14 protein-coding genes and 1 pseudogene are annotated in these 19,039 nt (G+C 72.8%); 6 read left to right on the plus strand and 9 right to left on the minus strand.

Going from position 1 to position 19,039, the window contains the following annotated elements; all coding sequences use genetic code 11:
* Positions 1 to 1,132, minus strand: a 1,132-nt coding sequence (locus BM051_RS27800; RefSeq protein ID WP_177217018.1) for a sodium/proton-translocating pyrophosphatase, incomplete at its 3' end; no start/stop codon positions are given.
* Between the two features lie 580 nt (positions 1,133 to 1,712).
* Here BM051_RS27800 and BM051_RS27805 point away from each other — a divergent pair.
* Positions 1,713 to 4,138 (plus strand): annotated as a pseudogene (locus BM051_RS27805) (DEAD/DEAH box helicase); the annotation flags it as partial.
* On the opposite strand, the gene BM051_RS27810 reads toward BM051_RS27805, so the two are convergent.
* The 8 genes from BM051_RS27810 to ssd form a co-directional block, all read right to left on the minus strand.
* On the minus strand, positions 4,105 to 4,743 hold the full coding sequence (locus BM051_RS27810) for a bifunctional DNA primase/polymerase (RefSeq protein WP_092536974.1): 639 nt from the start codon (positions 4,741 to 4,743) through the stop codon (positions 4,105 to 4,107). The pseudogene BM051_RS27805 and the gene BM051_RS27810 overlap by 34 nt on opposite strands.
* A 361-nt stretch (positions 4,744 to 5,104) precedes the next feature.
* Positions 5,105 to 5,509 (minus strand): Rv3654c family TadE-like protein, encoded by a 405-nt coding sequence (locus BM051_RS27815; protein WP_092536977.1) that lies wholly within the window; start codon positions 5,507 to 5,509, stop codon positions 5,105 to 5,107.
* The gene (locus tag BM051_RS27820) at positions 5,496 to 5,891 is read right to left on the minus strand and encodes a TadE family protein (RefSeq protein WP_092537030.1); all 396 of its coding nucleotides are present in this window, start codon (positions 5,889 to 5,891) and stop codon (positions 5,496 to 5,498) included. The genes BM051_RS27815 and BM051_RS27820 overlap by 14 nt, the downstream gene beginning before the upstream one ends.
* Positions 5,888 to 6,064, minus strand: coding sequence for a DUF4244 domain-containing protein (locus BM051_RS27825; RefSeq protein WP_092537033.1), 177 nt, complete (start codon positions 6,062 to 6,064; stop codon positions 5,888 to 5,890). Before BM051_RS27825 ends, BM051_RS27820 begins: the two co-directional genes overlap by 4 nt.
* Before the next feature lie 191 nt (positions 6,065 to 6,255).
* Complete coding sequence (locus tag BM051_RS27830; protein ID WP_092536980.1) at positions 6,256 to 6,987, minus strand: type II secretion system F family protein; 732 nt, start codon at positions 6,985 to 6,987, stop codon at positions 6,256 to 6,258.
* Complete coding sequence (locus BM051_RS27835; protein WP_092536983.1) at positions 6,984 to 7,790, minus strand: type II secretion system F family protein; 807 nt, start codon at positions 7,788 to 7,790, stop codon at positions 6,984 to 6,986. Before BM051_RS27835 ends, BM051_RS27830 begins: the two co-directional genes overlap by 4 nt.
* Positions 7,784 to 8,953, minus strand: coding sequence for a TadA family conjugal transfer-associated ATPase (locus BM051_RS27840; RefSeq protein WP_092536986.1), 1,170 nt, complete (start codon positions 8,951 to 8,953; stop codon positions 7,784 to 7,786). Before BM051_RS27840 ends, BM051_RS27835 begins: the two co-directional genes overlap by 7 nt.
* On the minus strand, positions 8,950 to 10,023 hold the full coding sequence (gene ssd / locus BM051_RS27845) for a septum site-determining protein Ssd (RefSeq protein ID WP_092537036.1): 1,074 nt from the start codon (positions 10,021 to 10,023) through the stop codon (positions 8,950 to 8,952). The genes BM051_RS27840 and ssd overlap by 4 nt, the downstream gene beginning before the upstream one ends.
* A 562-nt stretch (positions 10,024 to 10,585) precedes the next feature.
* Here ssd and BM051_RS27850 point away from each other — a divergent pair.
* From BM051_RS27850 to BM051_RS27875, 5 genes are all read left to right on the plus strand, one after another.
* Entirely contained in the window at positions 10,586 to 11,428 is an 843-nt protein-coding gene (locus BM051_RS27850) for an HAD family hydrolase (RefSeq protein ID WP_243859918.1), read from the plus strand.
* Between the two features lie 1,582 nt (positions 11,429 to 13,010).
* Positions 13,011 to 14,789 carry a glycoside hydrolase family 3 protein gene (locus tag BM051_RS27860; RefSeq protein ID WP_092536992.1) on the plus strand — a complete coding sequence of 593 codons (1,779 nt, stop codon included), beginning with the start codon at positions 13,011 to 13,013 and terminating at the stop codon, positions 14,787 to 14,789.
* Positions 14,790 to 14,793: 4 nt separating this feature from the next.
* Positions 14,794 to 16,059, plus strand: coding sequence for an exo-beta-N-acetylmuramidase NamZ family protein (locus BM051_RS27865; RefSeq protein ID WP_092536995.1), 1,266 nt, complete (start codon positions 14,794 to 14,796; stop codon positions 16,057 to 16,059).
* 13 nt (positions 16,060 to 16,072) lie between these two features.
* Positions 16,073 to 17,821 (plus strand): serine hydrolase domain-containing protein, encoded by a 1,749-nt coding sequence (locus tag BM051_RS27870; RefSeq protein WP_208326054.1) that lies wholly within the window; start codon positions 16,073 to 16,075, stop codon positions 17,819 to 17,821.
* A 170-nt stretch (positions 17,822 to 17,991) separates the two neighbouring features.
* On the plus strand, positions 17,992 to 18,969 hold the full coding sequence (locus BM051_RS27875) for a MurR/RpiR family transcriptional regulator (protein WP_424923321.1): 978 nt from the start codon (positions 17,992 to 17,994) through the stop codon (positions 18,967 to 18,969).
* Positions 18,970 to 19,039: the final 70 nt, after the last annotated feature.

Genomic DNA, 19,039 nt, shown 5'->3' on the forward strand with positions numbered 1-19,039 from the left:
TGCCGACGTCCTTCACCGGCTTGTGCTCGGTGCCGGTGTAGTAGCCGGTGAGCTTGAGGATCACCGCGGCGAGCGCGATACCGATGATCACCGAGACGGTCGCGATGATGGCCGGGTTGCCGTCGCTGCCGTCGAACGAGCTCGGCAGGAACACGAACGCCGCGATCGCCGACAGCACCGCCGAGATGACCGCGGAGATGTAGAAGGAGCGGTTGATCGTGGTCAGCCCACCCTCGCCGGTGCGGGCACGGGTGATGTAGACGCCGATCACCGCGGTGACGACGCCGATGGCCGGGATGATCAGCGGGAACACCAGCCCGGCCCCGCTCGCGCCGAACGCGGCGCTACCCAGGATGAGCGCGGCGACCAGGGTCACCGCGTAGGACTCGAACAGGTCGGCCGCCATGCCGGCACAGTCACCGACGTTGTCACCCACGTTGTCGGCGATCGTCGCGGCGTTGCGCGGGTCGTCCTCGGGGATGTTCTGCTCGACCTTGCCGACCAGGTCGGCTCCCACGTCGGCGGCCTTGGTGAAGATGCCGCCGCCGACCCTCATGAACATCGCGATCAGCGCGGCGCCGAAGCCGAAGCCCTCGAGCACCTTGGGCGCCTGCCCGGTGTAGACCAGCACCACCACCGACGCGCCGAACAAACCGAGGCCGACGGTGAACATGCCGACCACACCACCGGTGCGGAAGGCGATCCGCATCGCCTTCTCCCGGCCACCGGACTCCCGCGCCGCCGCGGCGACCCGGACGTTCGCCCGGGTGGCCAGCCACATGCCGAGATACCCGATGCCGAACGAGAACGCCGCGCCCACGAGGAAGAAGACAGAGCGGCCGATCCGCTCGTTCCAGTCGTCCGCGGGCAACGCGAACAGCAGCACGAACACGATGGCACCGAAGATCGTGAGGGTCTTGCGCTGCCGGTTGAGATAGGCGGCCGCGCCCTCCTGCACCGCCTTGGCGATCTCCTGCATCTTCGCGGTGCCCTGGCCGGCGGCCAGCACCTCCTTGAGCAGCAGGTAGCCAATGACGAGTGCAGCCAGGGCGACCACGGCGACCACGGCCACGATGCCGTAGTCACCCCCGGAGAGCTCCGCCGAGCTCGCCGCGAGGAAATGCCGGGACATTCGTCCTCCTGAGACGTCGCCTGTCGTCAGCGACGGGCGGTCGGTGGATCGACCGCGCCGACGCTGGCATGGGATCTACACCACAGGTGGTGTGTTGGGCCGGAGTGTATTGGTACAGCGTGCGGGCCCGGCAGGCCGTCCCCTCACCAGCACGGACGGTCGACGTGTGAGTCCGCTCACGCCACCTTCTCGCTGGCGCTCGTCGGCGGCGTTCGCCGGGCTGCTGCGTTGAACAGTTCCCTCGCAAGCTCGCTCACACCCCTCCTCGCCAACACTCGTCACCACCACTCGCCAGGCTGCTGTGTTCAATGGCTCGCTCGCAGGCTCGCTCGCGAGCGGTCCTGTTCGGTCCGGAATCGGGCGGGGACCGGCGGATCTCCCGGTGTGCGAAGCTGGATCGGGTGAGGGTGATGCGGAAGTCCTGGCGCCGAACCCGTTGCGGCGAACACCACCGGAAGCGCTGTGGTCACAGCCGCGCGTGCGGTCCGGTCCGCCTCCCGGCTCCTTCTCCAACGCGGCCTTCTCCGCCGGGGCCGGGCAGGCGGCACGCGGACCGGCGCGGCGAAGCGAGGACGGCTCCGTGACCGGGGCGACGCGGACCGGGCGGGCGAGGCGACTGCTACGGCGGGTGACAGCCGGCATTCCGGACGAGCGCAACCCGGTGACACACGTGGCCGAGCTTCCCGAGCGCGAGGCCGAGTTCGCCGGGTGGCCACAGTGGGCACCGGAGCCGGTGGTCGACGCGGTGCGCGCGTGTGGGGTCGAGCGGCCGTGGGCGCACCAGGTCGAGGCCGCGTCTCTGGCGTGGTCGGGCCGGCACGTGGTGATCTCGACCGGTACGGCGTCGGGGAAGTCGCTGGCCTACCAGCTGCCGGTGCTGTCGGCGCTCGTCGAGGACGGCAAGGCGTGCGCGCTGTACCTCTCGCCCACCAAGGCGCTCGGCGCCGACCAGCTCCGCGCACTGTCCGCTGTGGACCTTCCCACGATCAGGGCGGCGACCTACGACGGGGACACCCCGATGGCGGAACGCGACTGGGTACGCGCGCACGCCCGCTGGGTGTTCACCAACCCGGACATGCTGCACCGGGGGGTGCTGTCGGCACATGCGCGGTGGGCCCGGTTCTTCCGCAAGTTGGCCTACGTGGTGGTGGACGAGTGCCACGGCTACCGCGGGGTGTTCGGCTCGCACGTCGCGTTGCTGCTGCGCCGGTTGCGGCGGGTGGCGCGGCACTACGGCGCCGACCCGGTGTTCGTGCTGGCCTCGGCGACCATGGCCGAGCCGGCGGCGTTCGCCCACCGGCTGTCCGGCGTGGACTGCGTGCCGGTGGTGCGGGACACCTCGCCGCGGGGTGCGCGGACGGTGGCGCTGTGGGAGCCCCCACTGCTCGACGAGCTCGCCGGGGAGCATGGTGCGCCGGTGCGCCGGTCGGCGGGTGCCGAAGCCGCGCGGATCCTCGCCGAGCTGGTGGTCGAGGGAGCGCGGTCGCTGGCGTTCGTCCGCTCCCGGCGGGGCGCGGAGCTGACCGCGCTCGGCGCCCGCCGCATTCTCTCCGAAGTGGACCCCACGCTGCCGGAGCGGGTGGCCGCCTACCGGGCCGGCTTCCTGCCGGAGGAGCGGCGGGCGCTGGAGGCCGCGCTGCAGTCCGGGACGTTGCTCGGGGTGGCGACCACGAACGCGCTGGAGCTCGGGGTGGACATCGCCGGCCTGGACGCGGTGGTGCTGGCCGGGTACCCGGGGACGTTGGCGTCGTTCTGGCAGCAGGCCGGCAGGGCCGGCCGGTCCGGTGACGAGGCGCTGGTGGTGTTCGTGGCACGGGACGACCCGCTGGACACCTACCTGGTGCACCATCCGGCGGCGGTGCTGGAACGGCCGGTGGAGGCGGCCGTGCTCGACCCGGGCAACCCGTACGTGCTGGCGCCGCAGCTCGCCTGCGCGGCGGCCGAGCTGCCGCTGACCGCTGGGGAGCTCGACGCGTTCGGTGGCACGGCCGCCCGGGATGTGCTGGACGCGCTGGTGGCCGACCGGGTGCTGCGCCGGCGGCCGAGCGGTTGGTACTGGACGTCGCGGGATCGGCCGCAGCACGAGGTGGACATCCGCGGGTCCGGCGGTGAGCAGGTGGCCGTGGTGGAGGCCGAGACGTCACGACTGCTGGGCACGGTGGACCCGGCTTCGGCGTTACGCACCGTTCATCCCGGCGCGCTGTACCTGCACCAGGGAGCGTCGTACGTGGTCGACGACCTCGACCTCGAACACGGTGTCGCCCTGGTGCACGCGGAGGAGCCGGACTGGACGACGTCGCCGCGGGAGGTCGTCGACATCGCGGTGCTGGACACGGTGCGAAAGGAGCGGCACGGCGGGGTGACCGTCTGCCTCGGCGAGGTGGCGGTGACCTCCCAGGTGGTGGGTTACCTGCGGCGGCGCCCGTCCGGTGAGGTGCTCGACAACGTGCCGCTGGACCTGCCGGAGCAGTCGCTGCGGACCCGCGCGGTGTGGTACTCGATCAGCGACGAGCTGCTCCGTGTCGCCGACTGTGCCGCCGAGCGCGGCGGTGAGGGCAGGGCGCCGGGGGGCGCCGGTTTGGTTCCGGCGCGCGTCCCCGGCGCCCTGCACGCCGCCGAGCACGCGGCGATCGGCCTGCTACCGCTGTTTGCAACGTGCGACCGATGGGATATCGGCGGGGTGTCTACCGCGTTGCACGAGGACACCGGGGAGGCGACGGTGTTCGTGCACGACGGCCATCCCGGAGGCGCGGGATTCGCCGACCGCGGTTTTGCCGCGTTGGTCCCATGGCTGGCCGCTACGCGGGAGGCGATCGTCTCCTGCGAGTGCCCGGCGGGATGCCCGTCCTGCGTTCAGTCACCGAAATGCGGGAACGGCAACGAACCGCTGGACAAGGCGGGGGCGGTGGCCGTGCTGGACATCGTGCTGGGGGCGGTACGTCACACGACGGCCGGCACGACCACGAGGTGACTCAGGCCGCGGGCACCTCCGCGGCGAGCACGCGCGGCCGAGCGCCGGCCGTCGCCGCCCCGGCGACGGTGCCCTCGAGCGCGCGGGCGAGCACGTCGTGGACGGCGCCAGCCGCCGGCAGCTGCCAACCCCAGATTTCGGGCTTGACTCGCCAGTGCACCACGCCGTGCCGGAACGGGGTCGGGGGCAGCGGAACGAAGCTGCCGGCCCCGTGCCAGCGGACGTCCTGGTGCTCGGCGAGCGCCGACGGCAGCCGCTCGGCGACGGTGGTCAGGAACAGCCACCGACCGTCGGGCGTCGCGACGATCGGCGCGGGCTGGCCCTTGGCGCGCAGTAGGCGGGCCGCCCGGCGACCGAGGTCGGCGTCCACCTCCATGGCGTCCAGCACCCGGCCGGTCGCGACCAGCAAGCTGAACGGCCGCCCGGTCCACCAGTCCGCGATCTGGTGCGGGTGGGCGCCCAGCCGGTCGCGCCAGTCCGGGTGGACGGGGACCGGGCCGGTCCAGGTGGCGGAACCGTCGGCCTCGGGGTAGCTGCCCGGAAGCACGGGCCAGCCACGCGAAGCGAGGCCGATGGCCTCGGCGCGCAGTTCGATCTTGAACGCGCCGCGCCAGCTATCCGACCAATCCGTGTCCAACATCTCTTTCTCGGCCTCCTCGTGAAGCTCTGTCTCCACCGCGTGAACTCGTGCGGTGGCTCACATCTGACTAAACGGCAGGTTGCCGGAGCTCGGGAGCTCCCTGTCGACAACCGGCGCTTCGGAGACGGTGAACGTGCCCCGGTCAACGGTTCGGGCGAAGATCACCCGGTCGACGACCGGTGGCCCCGGGGCCGTTCCCGTGCCGTTCGTCGCGGCCCGTTCGTGCGCTCAACACGAACGAACGGTCCGGATTCGGTCCGCCCGTGCCGCTGATCGGCGGAATCCGTCCAACGTGATACCGCTCACCGTGTGGCGCCGACCGTTGCTCGTACCGCAACCGTGCGGCCGGCCGGTCGGTCAGTCAGCGACCGGTCCGCTCGTCGCGAAGGTCCCCGATCTGATGGTCACGCCGGTCGACCGGGCCGGCCCTGGCCCTCGCCGACGCGGCGGCGGCGAACGGCTCCGGCAGGTCGGCGGCGACCCGCACCAGGACGTCCCACCCGACGAGCCGGCAGTCCTCGAGCCGGACGCCCATCTCCGTGGCGACCTCACGAGCGTGGACACAGGCTCCACCGATCCCACGCTCCGCGTGCGCGCTGGCGGCCAGCGCGGCCAGGTCGGCGGCGGCCGTCGCCCGGTGCCGGACGGCGGTGGCGGCGCCGAACCACCACACCAGCGCGCCGACCGAGAGGAGGGCCACGACGGCACTCCCCGCCCAGACGGTGGCGAAGCCCCGGTCATCGCGCCGGCGGTCACGGCCCGGCATGCTCGGCTCCGCCCGCCGTCCCCGGCTCGGCGACCCGGGGCTCGAGCACGGCGTACGCCCTTCCCCGCGGCACCAGGCCGGGTAGTGGCCAGATCCCCGGTGCGACCACCTCGACCCGGACCGCGTGGCCGTCCTCCCGAACGTCCAGCCGGGCCCCCGCCGGCGCGATGGACCGCACCGCCGCGGCGGCCGATGACCGGTCGCCCCTGGCGGTCAGGCGGGCCGCCTCGCGAGCGGCGTCGGCGCAGCGAATGTTCTGGACCAGGGCCACCGCTGCGCCTAGGACGAGCACGAACACCGCGATGAGTGCGCTCAGCCCGATGGCGGCCTCCACGGTGACGGTGCCGCGTTCCGATCCGGTCGACGGGCATCGCGGGCTCACCACGCCACCGACAGCGCGCGCTGCACGAGGGCGGTCAGTCCGGCGAGCACCGAGTCGCCGGTGACCACGGCGTACAGCAGGGCTGCGAGCGCCGCGGCGGCGAGCGTGCCGAGTGCGTACTCGGCGGTGCTCATGCCGTCGTCGCCGACCGGCAGGCGCCGCCGGCCGGACATCGGCGGGAACGAGCGGGGAAGGAAGTCGGGACGGGTGATCATGACAGTCCTCTCGAGGTGGCCGGTCGGACGACCGGTGGTGGACGGGGTCTGGTGTCGCTGTGTCGGGGACGCCGACTGGTCACCGGGATGGGTCGGTGTCGGCAGGAGCGCGGCCGCGTCCCGACGGCTGGGGCGGCGGTCCGGGCGGGTCAGGTCAGGACGGTGAGCTGGCCAGCGAGCCCGATCACCACGGGAGCCACGCCGAGGCAGAGGAACGCGGGGAGGAAGCAGAGCCCGAGCGGACCGGCGACGAGCACGGCGGCCCGCTGCGCCCTGGCCTCGGCCCGGTCCCCGGTGGAGCCCCGGATCCGGCCGGCCTCGGCGACCGCGGCCGCCGCCAGTGCGGCACCGGATCTGGCGGTGCGCTTCGCCGCCCGTGCCAACGCGGACGTGTCGGGGCAGGCCGCCGCCGGCGCCCACGCCTTCGCCGGATCGGCACCGAGCGCGAGCAGTTCCGCCGTCGTGCCCAGCGCGGTGGCGGCCGGCTCGGGCAGGAGCCTGGCGACCGCGCGGACGGCCCGTGGAACGGGGAGACCGCCCCGTAAGCAGGCGGCGAGCAGATCCCACCCGGCCGCGAGCCGCAGCGGGTCGATCACGACCTCCGCCCGACGCCGCGCGTGCCGGTGGACGACGAGCCAGCAGACGGTCCCCGCCGCCAGCGCGACGCCCGCCCCGGCGGGCCAACCCACCAGAACGCCGGCCACCGCGGCCACCGGAACCGACAACCATCGGCGGTCGGCCGACCAGCGGGTGGGACGCCGCCGACGATCCGGCTCGATGGACCACAGCCGGCGGAGCCGACGTGCTCCGGTGGCTCCGAACGGTGGCGCGGTGAGTACGGCACAGGCCACCAGTGCCACGCTCAGGTTGTTGTGGATCATCGGAGTAGCTCCTGTCCGGTCAACCAGGCGGTCCATGCCACCCCGGCGCAGACCAATGCGCAGCCGAGGACCAGGAGCACCTGGCCGGTGGCGGTGGTCGTGAGCACGCCCAGCGGTTCGGCTCCCATCGCCTCGCCGAGGGCGATTCCCGCCAGCGGCAGCACCGCCAGCACGACGGCGCTGGTACGCGGTCCGGCCATTCGGGCCTCGCTCTGCTGGGCGAAGCGCACGCTCGTGTCGAGATCCCGGCACACCGCGTCGAGCACGTCGGCCAGCGGCAGTCCATGTCGATGGGCCAGGGTCCACGCCCGGGCGAGCCGTTCCACGACCGCGCGAGGTGCTTTACCGCCGTCCGCTCGGGCCATGGCGTCGGCGTCGACAGCGCCGCCGAGCCGTACGGTCGCGGCCAGCGAGCGGAGCACGGCGGCAGCCGGCGACGCCGCGTCGGCGGCCGCCGCCTCGACCGCCCGAACCGGGTGGGCGCCGGCGCGCAGTTCGGCCGCCGTCGCGCGAACGGCCTCCGCGAGCGTGGCGCCGGCGGAGACCTCGGCGCGGTGCCGGGAGCGTGCCCGGAGGAACAGCCAGCCCGCCAACGTCAGCAGGACCACCGCGGCCGCGACGGCGGGCCCGCCCGCCACGGCCACCACGGCTACGGCCCCGAACACGAGCGGCAACGGCCGTACCCGAGCGGTGGGCACGTGAGCCGGCGTGACGGACGTGAGCCGTGCGAGACGGCGGCGGGCACGGGCCTCGGGCCAGCAGAGCAGTGCGCTCCCGGCCAGCAGCACGGAGTGGGTCAGCATGGGAGCCGCCCTCCTCGCTCGGCGAGCAGGTCCGCGAGCTCGTCCCGATGCTCGGTCCAGCGACCGTGCCGGCGAACCGGACGGACCTCGACCCGACCGGACCGGCACCGGTGCAGCACAGCGATCTCACCGAGCCGGCGCTCGCCGTCTCGGTCGCGGCACATGTGCACCACCACCCGCACGGCGGCCGCCAGCTGGCTGTGCAACGCCGCCCTCGGCAGCCCACCCAGTGCGGCCAGTGCCTCCATCCGGGCCGGGACCTCGCGCGGTGAGTTGGCGTGCACGGTGCCGGCTCCGCCGTCGTGGCCCGTGTTCAACGCGGTCAGGAGCTCGCACACCTCGCTTCCGCGGACCTCCCCGACCACCAGCCGGTCCGGTCGCATTCGGAGGGCCTGCCGGACGAGGTCGCACAGGGTCACCTCGCCCGCGCCCTCGATGTTGGCCGGGCGCGCGGTGAGCCGGACGAACTGCGGATGTGCCGGCTGCAGCTCGCCGACGTCCTCGACGCACACGATCCGTTCCGTCGGCGGCACCTGGCCGAGCAGGGCGGCCAGCAAGGTGGTCTTGCCCGAGCCGGTCGCCCCGGTGACCAGCAGCGCGAGGCGGGCGGCGACCACGGCCTCGAGCAGGGCCGTCTCCGTGTCGTCGACGGTGCCGAGCCGGGCCAACGTCGCCAGATCGTGGGTCGCCGGCCGGAGCACCCGTAACGAGACGCAGGTGCCGTTCGCGGCGACGGGCGACAGCACCGCGTGCAGCCGCACCCCGCCCCAGAGCCCGGACCCTGGCAGCCAGCCGTCGACGAACGGTTGGCTGTCGTCCAGCCGGCGGCCGGCGGCCAACGCCAGGCGCTGGGCGAACCGGCGTACGGCCTCGTCGTCCGGGAAGGTGACGCCGGTGCGACGCAGACCGGCCTGACCGTCCACCCAGACCTCGGCCGGCCCGGTGACCAGGACGTCGGTCACGGCGGGATCGGCGAGCAGTGGTTCGAGCGGCCCGGTGCCGACCAGCTCCCGCCGCAGCTGCCGGAGGGCCCGCAGGACGTCCAGGTGGCTCGCCACCCCGCCCGACTCGGCACGCACGGCCTCGGCCACGGCGGCCGGATCCAGCCCGCCACCGTCGCTGGCGAGTCGTCGCCGGACGCGTTCCACCAACTCCACGGTCATACCGGCGCCACCTCCTTCGGGTGGTGGAGGGCGCCCAGCGCGACGGTCGCGGCATCGGCGAGCGAACCACGGCGGGCGTTCGGAAGGCCGCGCTCCAGTGCCGGGGGCACCCCACGCCGCGACCGCAGCCGAGCCAGGAGCGGGATCTCCAGCCGCTCCGCGACCTCCTCGGCGACCAGCCCGTCCGGGCCGGGCTCTCGCACCACGAGGCGAACGTTCGCGGACCGCTCGTGGAGGAGCATGAGGACCCGGCGCGCGGCCACGCAGGCGCGCACCTCGGCGGGCACCATCAGGACCACCAGGTCGGCCCGACCGACGGCCTCCGCGCCGGCGGGATCCAGGTGCCGCGCCACGTCGCACACCACGACGTGGCCCGCGCGCCGGCCCGCGTCGACCACGCTGGCCACCGCGGCGGCGGTCGGCCCCGCGCCGCCGCGATCGCAGGACACCATCGCGAGGGAGCCCGGACCGTGTCGTTGGGTCGGTAGCACCTTCCGCAGGGCGGCCAGCGCGATTCGCCCACCGCCGAGCCGTAGCTGTGGCCACCGCAGGCCTACCGCGGCCTCGGCGCCGAGCAGCAGGTCGATGCCGCCGCCAAGGGAGTCGCAGTCCACGAGAAGCGAGTCGCCGCCGGAACGGCAGTGGGTGACGGCCATCGCCGCCGCGAACACCGAGGCGCCGGCGCCACCGCGGCCACCGAGCACGGCGGCGACTCGTCCCGGCGCCCGCGGCGGGCCGTCGAGGACGTCGGCGAAGGCCGAGACCAGCTCGGCCTCGTCGTCGGGAAGGACGACGACCCGCTCCACCCGTGACCGGAGCGCGCGTTGCCAGCCCGGGGTGCCCAAGCTGCCCTTGCAGACCAGCAGCACGCCTCGCGCCCGTGGCGGCGGGTCACCTTCGCGGAGGACATCCTCGTCGATGACCACCAGTGGTGCCGTGGTCCATCGCGCCCCGGCGGCGACGTGGTCGGGGACGCGCTCGGGCTCGCATCCCACGGCCGCGGCCACACGGAGCACCTCGTCGAGCAAGGTCTCGTCGTGGACCACGACGAGCGGGCGGCTGGGCGCCATGATGACCTCCCCCTCGGATTCCACCGCCGGCTCGGCTGCCGTGCGGCGGCCCGCTGATCGGGCCACCGTCCGACCGGGGCCGGCGGGATCGCGGTCGGACTTTCACGGTCACCGGGCGGGGTCGGGTGGGACAAGGCGGAGTTGGCGGGGCTGTGGACAAGTAGGCGCCTGTGGACAACTCGGGGCACGCACAGGCCGGAGTGGAGCGAACCGTCGGCACCCTGTGCTAGGCCCGGTCCGCTCCCCAGCCCAGGCGCGCGACCACCACTGCTGGGTACACACAGATGGGTGAACAAAAGGGGCGACCCCCGCCAGGGGGGAGGAGCGGGGGTCGCCGTGGGTTCAGCCCCGGGGGGTCGGACTGAACCGGTCCGGGCTGAGCCGGACCTCTCAACTGTAACTCGGGATTCACCCGGATCAGCGCGCGTATCCAACCCACAATTCGATAACGGCTTCCACGAACAGGTGCCACACCTTGTGGTGGAACTGCCAACAGCCAGCACGCGCAGTGATCTCTCCACCGCCCGACCGCCCGCCCGGCCGGCGCTCCTATTGTGGTGCCGTGGCCGAACCAATCCGTGCGGCGGCGGACCCGCCCGCCGACCCCGCCGACCGCAGGCAGGTCGCGGCGTTCTTCGACCTGGACAAGACGATCATCGCCTCGTCGAGCGCGCTGGCGTTCAGCAAGCCACTGCTCCAACACGGGCTCATCAACAGGCGGGCCGCGCTGAAGAGTGCCTACGCCCAACTGGTGTTCTCCCTGTCCGGGGCCGACGCCGACAAGACCGAGCGGATGCGCGCGCAGATCTCCGCGCTCTGCGCCGGATGGAACCCGGCCCAGATCCGGGCGGTCGTCAACGAAACCTTGCACGACGTGGTGGACCCGCTGGTCTACGCGGAGGCCGCCGAGCTGATCGCCAAGCACAAGGCCGACGGACACGACGTGATCGTGCTGTCGGCGACCGGCGAGGAGGTGGTGGCCCCGATCGCCGAGATGCTCGGCGCCACCGGCAGCGTCGCCACCCGGATGCAGGTCGTCGACGGGCGGTACTCGGGGGAGGTCGAGTTCTACTGCTACGGCGAGCAGAAAGCCGTCGCGGCGAAGCGGCTCGCCCTGGCGCACGGCTACGACCTGGCCCGCTGCTACGCCTACACCGACTCCAGCACGGACCTTCCCCTGCTGGAGGTCGTCGGCCATCCGCACACCGTGAACCCGGACCGCGCGCTGCGCAGGACGGCGGTCGAGCGCGGGTGGCCGGTGCTCGCCTTCTCGAACCCGGTGTCGCTGCGCAGCCGACTGCCCACCCCCTCGCCCGCGATGGTGGCCCTCGGCGTGGGCGTCGGCGCCGTCGCGGCCGCCGGCGCCACCTGGTACGGGCTGTCCCGCCGACGCCGCAGGGAGTGACCGCGACGGGACCTGACCGTGCGTGCCTTCCGGGCGGACGTCACCACTCATACGGCGGTACCCGAGCAGCCCGATTCCGTGGCGTGGCAGGGGTTTCGCCACCTCACGGAGCGCCACCGTCACCCACACCGAGAGTCTGTACCGGTGCACCTCACTTCACCCTTGAAGTGACGGCCATCACTAGGTAGAAATGAGGTGCGGACGTCTTCTCGGCCAGGGATCCGGCGGAAGAGAAGCCTGATCCACCCCGAAAGATCTCCGTGCGCGGACGTCGGGCACCCACGCGCAGCATGCCGCGGGAGGCTTGTCGTCTAGGGACTGCGTACCGGGACGCCGGACGCCGAGTCCAGGTAGGTACGACTCAAGTTGCACGCTTGGTCACCCGCACAGTCCGCGCGAGCAGGCGGCGCCCATGGCAGCGATGTCACGGGCGCCGCCAGCGCATGTTCGGTGTCCCTTCGGGCCACCTTCCCGGTTCCCGGTTTCGCTGTGGGGGGCCGAGCCCCCCACACCCCCCACGGTGCGAGCTCCTCACCCTGGGCGAGCGCTGGTGGCGTTGGTCGTGAACCAGCGATTTCCTTGGTCGCTTCGCTCGCTGGGCTCGCTCGCTGGTGCCACGCGTGGGGTTGGTGGGCTCGGTGGGTGTGTTGGCCGCGGGGTGTGCGTGCTTGGGGTTGGTGTCTTCTTGGGTGCTTCGCTCGCTGGGCTCGCTTGCTGGGGCCGCGCGTGGGGTCGGTGGGCGCGCATGGGTGCGAGTCCCCACGTTTCGGGACGGCGAGAGCTTCGTTCGGGACGGCGAGTTCTACGTTGGCCAGGCGCGGGCGTTGCCTGGTTGCTTGTGAGCCCACGGGGGCTTCGAGTACCGCGCAGGTCGCCGAGGCCCGCCTTCGGCTCGCATCCTGTCGAGGCCCCGCCACACGCGAGGCCGCTGGCCGGGAACACCCGAGTCGGGACACGCCCCGCCCCACGGGTTGCAAGCTCCAGCCACTCCCCCTCCCCACCCCGATCCGAAGCCGCTGTGCGGTCGGCGGTGCCGTGTCAAGGCACTCTTTCCCGCCTTGACACGGTGCCGACGACCGTCAACACAATCAGGCTTCGGGGTGGGGACCACACCGGGACGGGGTGGGACCACACCTGGGACGAGGTGCGGACCGCACCACCCGCCGAGGTGGGGACCACGCCTGGGACGGGGTGGGGAGCCGGTACCTGGGGCGTGGTGGCCGGGGCTGGCGGGACGGAGGTGGTGGCAGGGGCGGACCTGATGGCCTGGTGGGCTGGGCTCGGCCTCTGGTAATCGTTGTCAGGAACAGTGAGACGAAGCCGTTATGCCACTCGCTACGCCGAACGGCACAACGGCCGTTGACCACCCCCGACTTGGTCAGTAGCTTCCCAATACCGACTGCTCCGGGTGAAGATATTTCGAAACCGAGCAGTGTCGCGTGCCGAACCGCCGCGTCATCACAGGGAGGCCGTCGTGAGGACCCGCCATGCCCATACCCATCCCTGGACTCGACGGCATCCTGGCCGTCGAGAGCACGCCCGGCCCTGGAGGCACACCGCCGTCGCCGCCTCCCTCACCGGCATGCTCACCCTCGGTGGCGTCGCCGCCGCGGAACCAGCCGCCGCGGTGAGCGCACCATCCCCGCAGGCCAGCACCCACGTCGTGGACAGGTGGGCCCGGCACATCCTGCGCGCCATGCCGCTCGAGCAGAAGGTCGGCCAACTCTTCGTCGCCGACGTGTGGGGCAAGTCGGCCGACGAGGTCCACCCCGGCAACCAGCGGAAGTACGGCGTCGACACCCCGGCGGAGGTGGTCCGGCGCTACCACGTCGGCGGCGTCATCTTCTTCAACCACTCCGGCACCGACAACGTCGACAGCCCCACTCAACTCGCCCGGCTGTCCAACGGCCTGCAGCGCGCCGCGCTCTCCGCCCGCCCGCACATCCCGCTGATCGTCTCCATCGACCAGGAGGGCGGCCGGGTCACCCGCATCGCCGACCAGGCGACCGAGTACCCGAGCGCCATGGCCCTCGGCGCCGGCCGCAGCGCGGACAACGCCAGGACCGCCGCCGAGATCAACGGCAACGAGCTGCGCGCGATGGGCGTCAACCAGAACTTCGCGCCGGTCGCCGACGTCAACTCCAACCCGCTCAACCCGATCATCGGGTCCCGGTCCTTCTCCGCCGACCCCGGCCTCGCCGGCGAGCTGGTCGCCGCACAGGTCCGCGGCCTGCAGGGCGGCGGGCGCCCGACCGAGACCGTGTCCGCCTCCGCCAAGCACTTCCCCGGCCACGGCGATGCCGCCGCCGACAGCCACGTCGAGTTGCCGGAGATCAAGCGGACCGAGGAGGAATGGCGCCGCATCGATCTCCCGCCCTTTGAGGCGGCCATCGCGGCCGGCATCGACTCGATCATGACCGCGCACATCACCGTGCCGAGCCTGGACCCCTCCGGCAACCCAGCCACGCTGTCCAAGCCGATCATGACCGGCATCCTCCGGGAGGAGCTCGGCTACGACGGTGTCGTCGTCACCGACAGCCTGCAGATGCAGGGCGTGCGCGAGATGCACCCCGACTCGGAGATCCCGGTGCTGGCGCTGGAGGCCGGTGTCGACCAGATGCTGATGCCGCCGGACCTCGACGTCGCGATCAACGGTGTACTCGACGCGGTGCGCTCCGGGCGGCTGTCCGAGGAGCGGATCGACCAGAGCGTACTGCGTGTCCTGAAGCTCAAGTGGAAGCGCGGCATCCTCGTCAAGCCGCTGGCCAGCGAGCGGTCCGTACCGCGACACGTCGGCACCGCCGAGCACCGCGCCACCATCCAGCGGATCACCGACCGCGCCCCCACCGTCCTGCGCAACGACGCCGGAGTGCTGCCCGCGACCAACCCCGGCAAGGTGCTGGTCACCGGCTGGAACCGGCCCGAATACCCCGGCTACCCCGCCGACCCGGTGGCCGCGCTCGCCACGCACCTCGGGCGGTCGGCGACCGCACTGCCCACCGGCACCAGCCCGAGCGGCGCGGCGATCGAGCGCGCGGTGGCCGCGGCGAAGGAGTCCGACCTGGTGGTGGTGCTGACCAACAACCTCCGCACCGGCGCCAGCCAGCGGAACCTGCTGACCGCGCTGCTCGGCACCGGCAAGCCCGTCGTGGCGGTGGCCGTGCAGGAACCCTACGACCCCGGCTACGTCGACGCACCCACCTGGGTGGCCACCTACGACTGGCGCGCGGTGAGCATGGCCGCGCTGGCCAAGGTGCTCACCGGCGCCGCGGCACCCCAGGGCAAGCTGCCGGTCACCGTCCCCGACGGCACCGACCCCGGCACCGTCCGCTACCCCTTCGGCCACGGTCTGAGCTGGTGAACCCATGACACTGAACCGACGACACTTCCTCACCGCGAGCGCGCTGGCCGCGCCGACCCTCGCCGCCGCGTCCGCGCTGCCCGCGACGGCCGCCGAGGAGGGCTGGCCGCGCCGGGTCCTCACCGGCGCCGAACTCCTCGCCGCGCAGCGCTGGCGCAAGCTCGCCGGGCGCAAGGTGGGTGTGCTGTCCAACCCCACCGGCGTGCTGCACGGCGGCGAACACATCGTCGACTCGCTGGTCGCCGCCGGGATCCGCCCGGTGGCCGCGTTCGGCCCCGAGCACGGCTTCCGGGGCAGCGCGCAGGCCGGCGGGTCGGAGGGCGACTACGTCGACCCGCGCACCGGCATCCCGGTCTACGACGCCTACGGCGCCTCGGCCGACAAGCTCACCGGCATGTTCACCAAGGCGGGCGTCGACACCGTGGTGTTCGACATCGCCGACGTCGGCGCGCGCTTCTACACCTACATCTGGTCGATGTACACCGCCATGGTGGCGGCGGCCCGGATCGGGGCGTCGTTCGTCGTGCTGGACCGGCCCAACCCGGTCGGTGGGCGGGCCTTCGGGCCGATGCTCGACCCGGCGTTCGCCTCGGGCGTCGGGCGCAAGCCGATCGTTCAGCAGCACGGCATGACCGTCGGCGAGCTGGCCCGGTTCTTCGACGCCGAGTTCCTGCCCGCCGACGCCGGCAAGCGGCTGGCCAGCCTGGAGATCGTCCAGCTGCGCGGCTGGCGGCGGAGTATGTTCTTCGCCGCCACCGGCCTGCACTGGACACCGCCGAGCCCGAACATGCCCACTCCCGACACCGCGCTGGTGTACCCGGGCACGTGCCTGTTCGAGGGGACGGTGTTCTCCGAGGGCAGGGGCACCACGCGCCCGTTCGAGACGATCGGCGCGCCCGGCGTGGACTGGCGCTGGCGCGAGGAGCTGCTCGCCCAGCGGCTGCCCGGCGTGGCCTTCCGGGAGAACTACTACGTGCCGACGTTCGGCAAGTTCACCGGGCAGACCTGCGGCGGGGTCCAGCTCACGGTCACCGACCCGCGGTCGTTCGACGCCATCCGCACCGCGGTGGCGATGATCGTCACCGCGAGGCGGCTGCACCCCGACCTGTTCGCCTGGCGGCCGGACAACTTCATCGACAAGCTCGCCGGCTCGGCTCGGCTGCGCACGATGGTGGACGCCGGCGCCGGCGTCGACGAGATCGTCGGCTCTTGGCGCGCCGAGCTGGACGCGTTCGTCGCCCGCCGCCGGCCCTACCTGATCTACCGCTGATCGAAGAGGCAGGATGGCTATGCGTAGAGGAGTCCTGGCGCTGCTGTCGGTCGCGGCGCTGTTGCTGCCGGGAGCGAGCACGAACGCGATGGCCACCGAGGAAGGACAGGCGGGCCGGTTCGACCGGCCGCGGCACGGCTTCGCCCCGGCGAGCACCGTGCTGCGGCCCGGCACGCCGGAGCAGGTCGGACTCGACCCCGCGCCGATCCGGGACGCCGAGCGGCGGCTCGCCGAGTGGACGCGGGTGGAACCGGCCACCGGGCACCCGCTCTTCGCCGGGGCGGTGGGCCTGCTCGTCCACGACGGCGTCGTCGTCGACACCGTCACCGCGGGCGCGGCCGTGCGCTACGCCGACGGGGCCGGCACCGAGCTGCCCGCCGGCCAGCAGGTGCCGATGCGCCCCGACACGATCTTCGACCTGGCTTCGATCTCGAAGCTGTTCACCTCGATCGCGGTGATGCAGCTCGCCGAGCGGGGCGAGCTCGACGTCGCCGCGCCGGTGGCCAGGTACCTGCCGGAGTTCGGGGTCAACGGCAAGGAGTCGATCACCGTCGAGCAGCTGCTCACCCACACCTCCGGGCTGGAGCCGTTCCTGCCGCTGTGGCGGGACTGGCCGGACAGGGCGGCACGCATCAGGGCGGTCATGGACGTCGCCCCGAAGAAGGCGCCGGGCACCGCCTACCAGTACTCCGACCTGAACTTGATCACCCTCGGCGTGCTCGTCGAGCGGTTGACCGGGTCCACACTGGACGAGGTGGTGCGGGAGCGGATCACCGAGCCGCTGGGGATGACCGACACCGGCTACAACCCCCCGGCGAGCAAGCTCGACCGGATCGCCGCGACCGAGTTCCAGGCGAACCCGCCGCGCGGCATGGTGCGCGGCTCGGTGCACGACGAGAACGCCTGGTCGCTGGGTGGGGTCGCCGGGCACGCCGGCGTGTTCTCCACCGCGCGCGACCTCGCGGTGCTCGGCCAGGCGATCCTCAACGGCGGCAGCTATGCCGGCAAGCGGATCCTGCGGCCGGACACCGTGCGGGCGATGCTGACCAACCACACGCAGGCGTTCCCCGGCGACGAGCACGGGCTCGGCTTCGAGCTCGACCAGCTGTGGTACATGGGCGCGCTCAGCTCCCCGAGCACGGCGGGGCACACCGGCTACACGGGCACCTCACTGGTGATCGACCCGCTGTCCCGGTCGGTGGCCATCCTGCTCACCAACCGGGTGCACCCGTCGCGGTCGTGGGGGTCGATCAACCCGGCCCGCCAGGCGTGGGCGACCGGACTCGCCCGCGCGCTCGCCGTCCGGCCGGTGTGGGGCGCGGACAGCTGGTTCAGCGGCGCCGGCAACGCCACGACCGCGACGCTCACCACGGCACCGCTGACCCCGCGCCGAGGACCGGTGACGGTGAGTTACTCGGCTTTCGTCGACTCGGAGTCGACCGACCCGCTGGTGCTGGAGAGCAGCACGGACGGGACGGGGTGGCAGCCGGTCCCGGTACGGGCGTTCGGCCGCGGCGCGCCGCACGGCCAGGTCGATCAGCTGTCCGGGCACGGCCACCGCGCGTGGTGGCACGTGATGGCGACCGTCCCCCACGCGGAGCAGCTCCAGCTGCGCTGGAGGTACACGACGGACCGGAGCTACACCGGCCGCGGGGTTCACCTCGACGGGATCCGGGTAGTCAGCCCGGGCGGCATCCTGCTCGACGACGAACGCCGGCGGGATGCGCTGATCGCCGAAGGGTGGGCGACGCGGAACCGCTGACACGTTGCCGAGTCGTTAGCCCGGATTGGTTAACGACGCTGAGCTGGTTGGCGACTTTCCGTTCAACCAGTTCGTCGCGGCCAGGACGTGGGAACACGGTCGGGTTGCGATCATCCCGAGAGGCGTTGGTAACCTTGTCGCACATGCCTACAGTTAGTAAATTTCCGGCGATGAGCACCTCGGAGTCCGGAGCCGAGCAGGACTCGGCGGGCCAGGAGCAGCCCGCCGAGTCGGCGGCGCACGACAAGGATTCCTCGCCACTGGTGCGGATCCGCTCGCTGCTGCCCGGCCTCGCCCGAGCGGAGCAACGGGTCGCCAAGGTGGTGCTCGACGACCCGTCGGCGGTGGCCCGGCGCAGCATCACCGAGGTGGCGCTGGCGGCCAACACCAGCGAGACCACGGTGACCCGCTTCTGCAAGGCGATCGGCGTCGGTGGTTACCCACAGTTGCGGATCGCGCTCGCCGCGGACACCGCACGCTCGGAGGCCCGCTCGTCCCGCGACCTCGGCGGCGACATCTCGCCGGACGACGACCTGCCGGCCGTGGTCAGCAAGGTCAGCTTCGCCGACGCCCGTGCCGTCGAGGAGACCGCCGAGCAGCTCGACATCGCCGAGCTGGACGAGGTCATCGACGTCGTGGCCGCCGCGGGGCGGGTGGACGTCTACGGCGTGGGCGCGAGCGCGTTCGTCGCGGCCGATCTGCAGCAGAAGCTGCACCGCATCGGGCGAATCAGCTTCGCGTGGTCCGACACGCACATCATGCTCACCTCCGCCGCGGTGCTGGGCGCCGGTGACGTCGCGGTGGGCATCTCGCACACCGGCGCCACCACCGACACGATCGAGGCGCTGCGGGTGGCCCGCGAGCACGGTGCCACCACGGTGGCCGTCACGAACTTCCCCCGCTCACCGATCACCGAGGTCGCCGACCACGTCCTCACCACGGCCGCCAGGGAGACCACGTTCCGGTCCGGCGCCACCGCCAGCCGCATCGCGCAGCTCACCGTCATCGACTGCCTGTTCATCGGGGTGGCGCAACGCCACATGGACGCCTCGGTCAGCGCGCTCGACGCCACGCGGGACGCCGTGGGCGGCCACCGCCTGGGAGTCCGGCCGGACGGGCGGCGGCGGCCGCGGGACGGGGGCAAGTGATCGGCGGCCGGAGGCCGCGACGAGAAGGCTTCGGCGGCGAGCGTGCCGCCGGGGGTGATGCACGCGCCGA

Origin of the sequence: Amycolatopsis arida (assembly GCF_900115565.1) — a bacterium.
Classification (GTDB): Bacteria; Actinomycetota; Actinomycetes; order Mycobacteriales; family Pseudonocardiaceae; genus Yuhushiella; species Yuhushiella arida.

Bases quoted from the DNA above. Each gene is read 5' to 3' on its own strand.
- BM051_RS27835 (WP_092536983.1), bottom strand. From the start codon at position 7,790: ATGCTGACCCACTCCGTGCTGCTGGCCGGGAGCGCACTGCTCTGCTGG.
- BM051_RS27865 (WP_092536995.1), top strand. From the start codon at position 14,794: ATGACACTGAACCGACGACACTTCCTCACCGCGAGCGCGCTGGCCGCG.
- BM051_RS27860 (WP_092536992.1), top strand. From the start codon at position 13,011: ATGCTCACCCTCGGTGGCGTCGCCGCCGCGGAACCAGCCGCCGCGGTG.
- BM051_RS27815 (WP_092536977.1), bottom strand. From the start codon at position 5,509: ATGCCGGGCCGTGACCGCCGGCGCGATGACCGGGGCTTCGCCACCGTC.
- BM051_RS27825 (WP_092537033.1), bottom strand. From the start codon at position 6,064: ATGTCCGGCCGGCGGCGCCTGCCGGTCGGCGACGACGGCATGAGCACC.
- BM051_RS27810 (WP_092536974.1), bottom strand. From the start codon at position 4,743: ATGTTGGACACGGATTGGTCGGATAGCTGGCGCGGCGCGTTCAAGATC.
- ssd (WP_092537036.1), bottom strand. From the start codon at position 10,023: ATGGCGCCCAGCCGCCCGCTCGTCGTGGTCCACGACGAGACCTTGCTC.
- BM051_RS27875 (WP_424923321.1), top strand. From the start codon at position 17,992: ATGAGCACCTCGGAGTCCGGAGCCGAGCAGGACTCGGCGGGCCAGGAG.
- BM051_RS27870 (WP_208326054.1), top strand. From the start codon at position 16,073: ATGGCTATGCGTAGAGGAGTCCTGGCGCTGCTGTCGGTCGCGGCGCTG.
- BM051_RS27830 (WP_092536980.1), bottom strand. From the start codon at position 6,987: ATGATCCACAACAACCTGAGCGTGGCACTGGTGGCCTGTGCCGTACTC.
- BM051_RS27840 (WP_092536986.1), bottom strand. From the start codon at position 8,953: ATGACCGTGGAGTTGGTGGAACGCGTCCGGCGACGACTCGCCAGCGAC.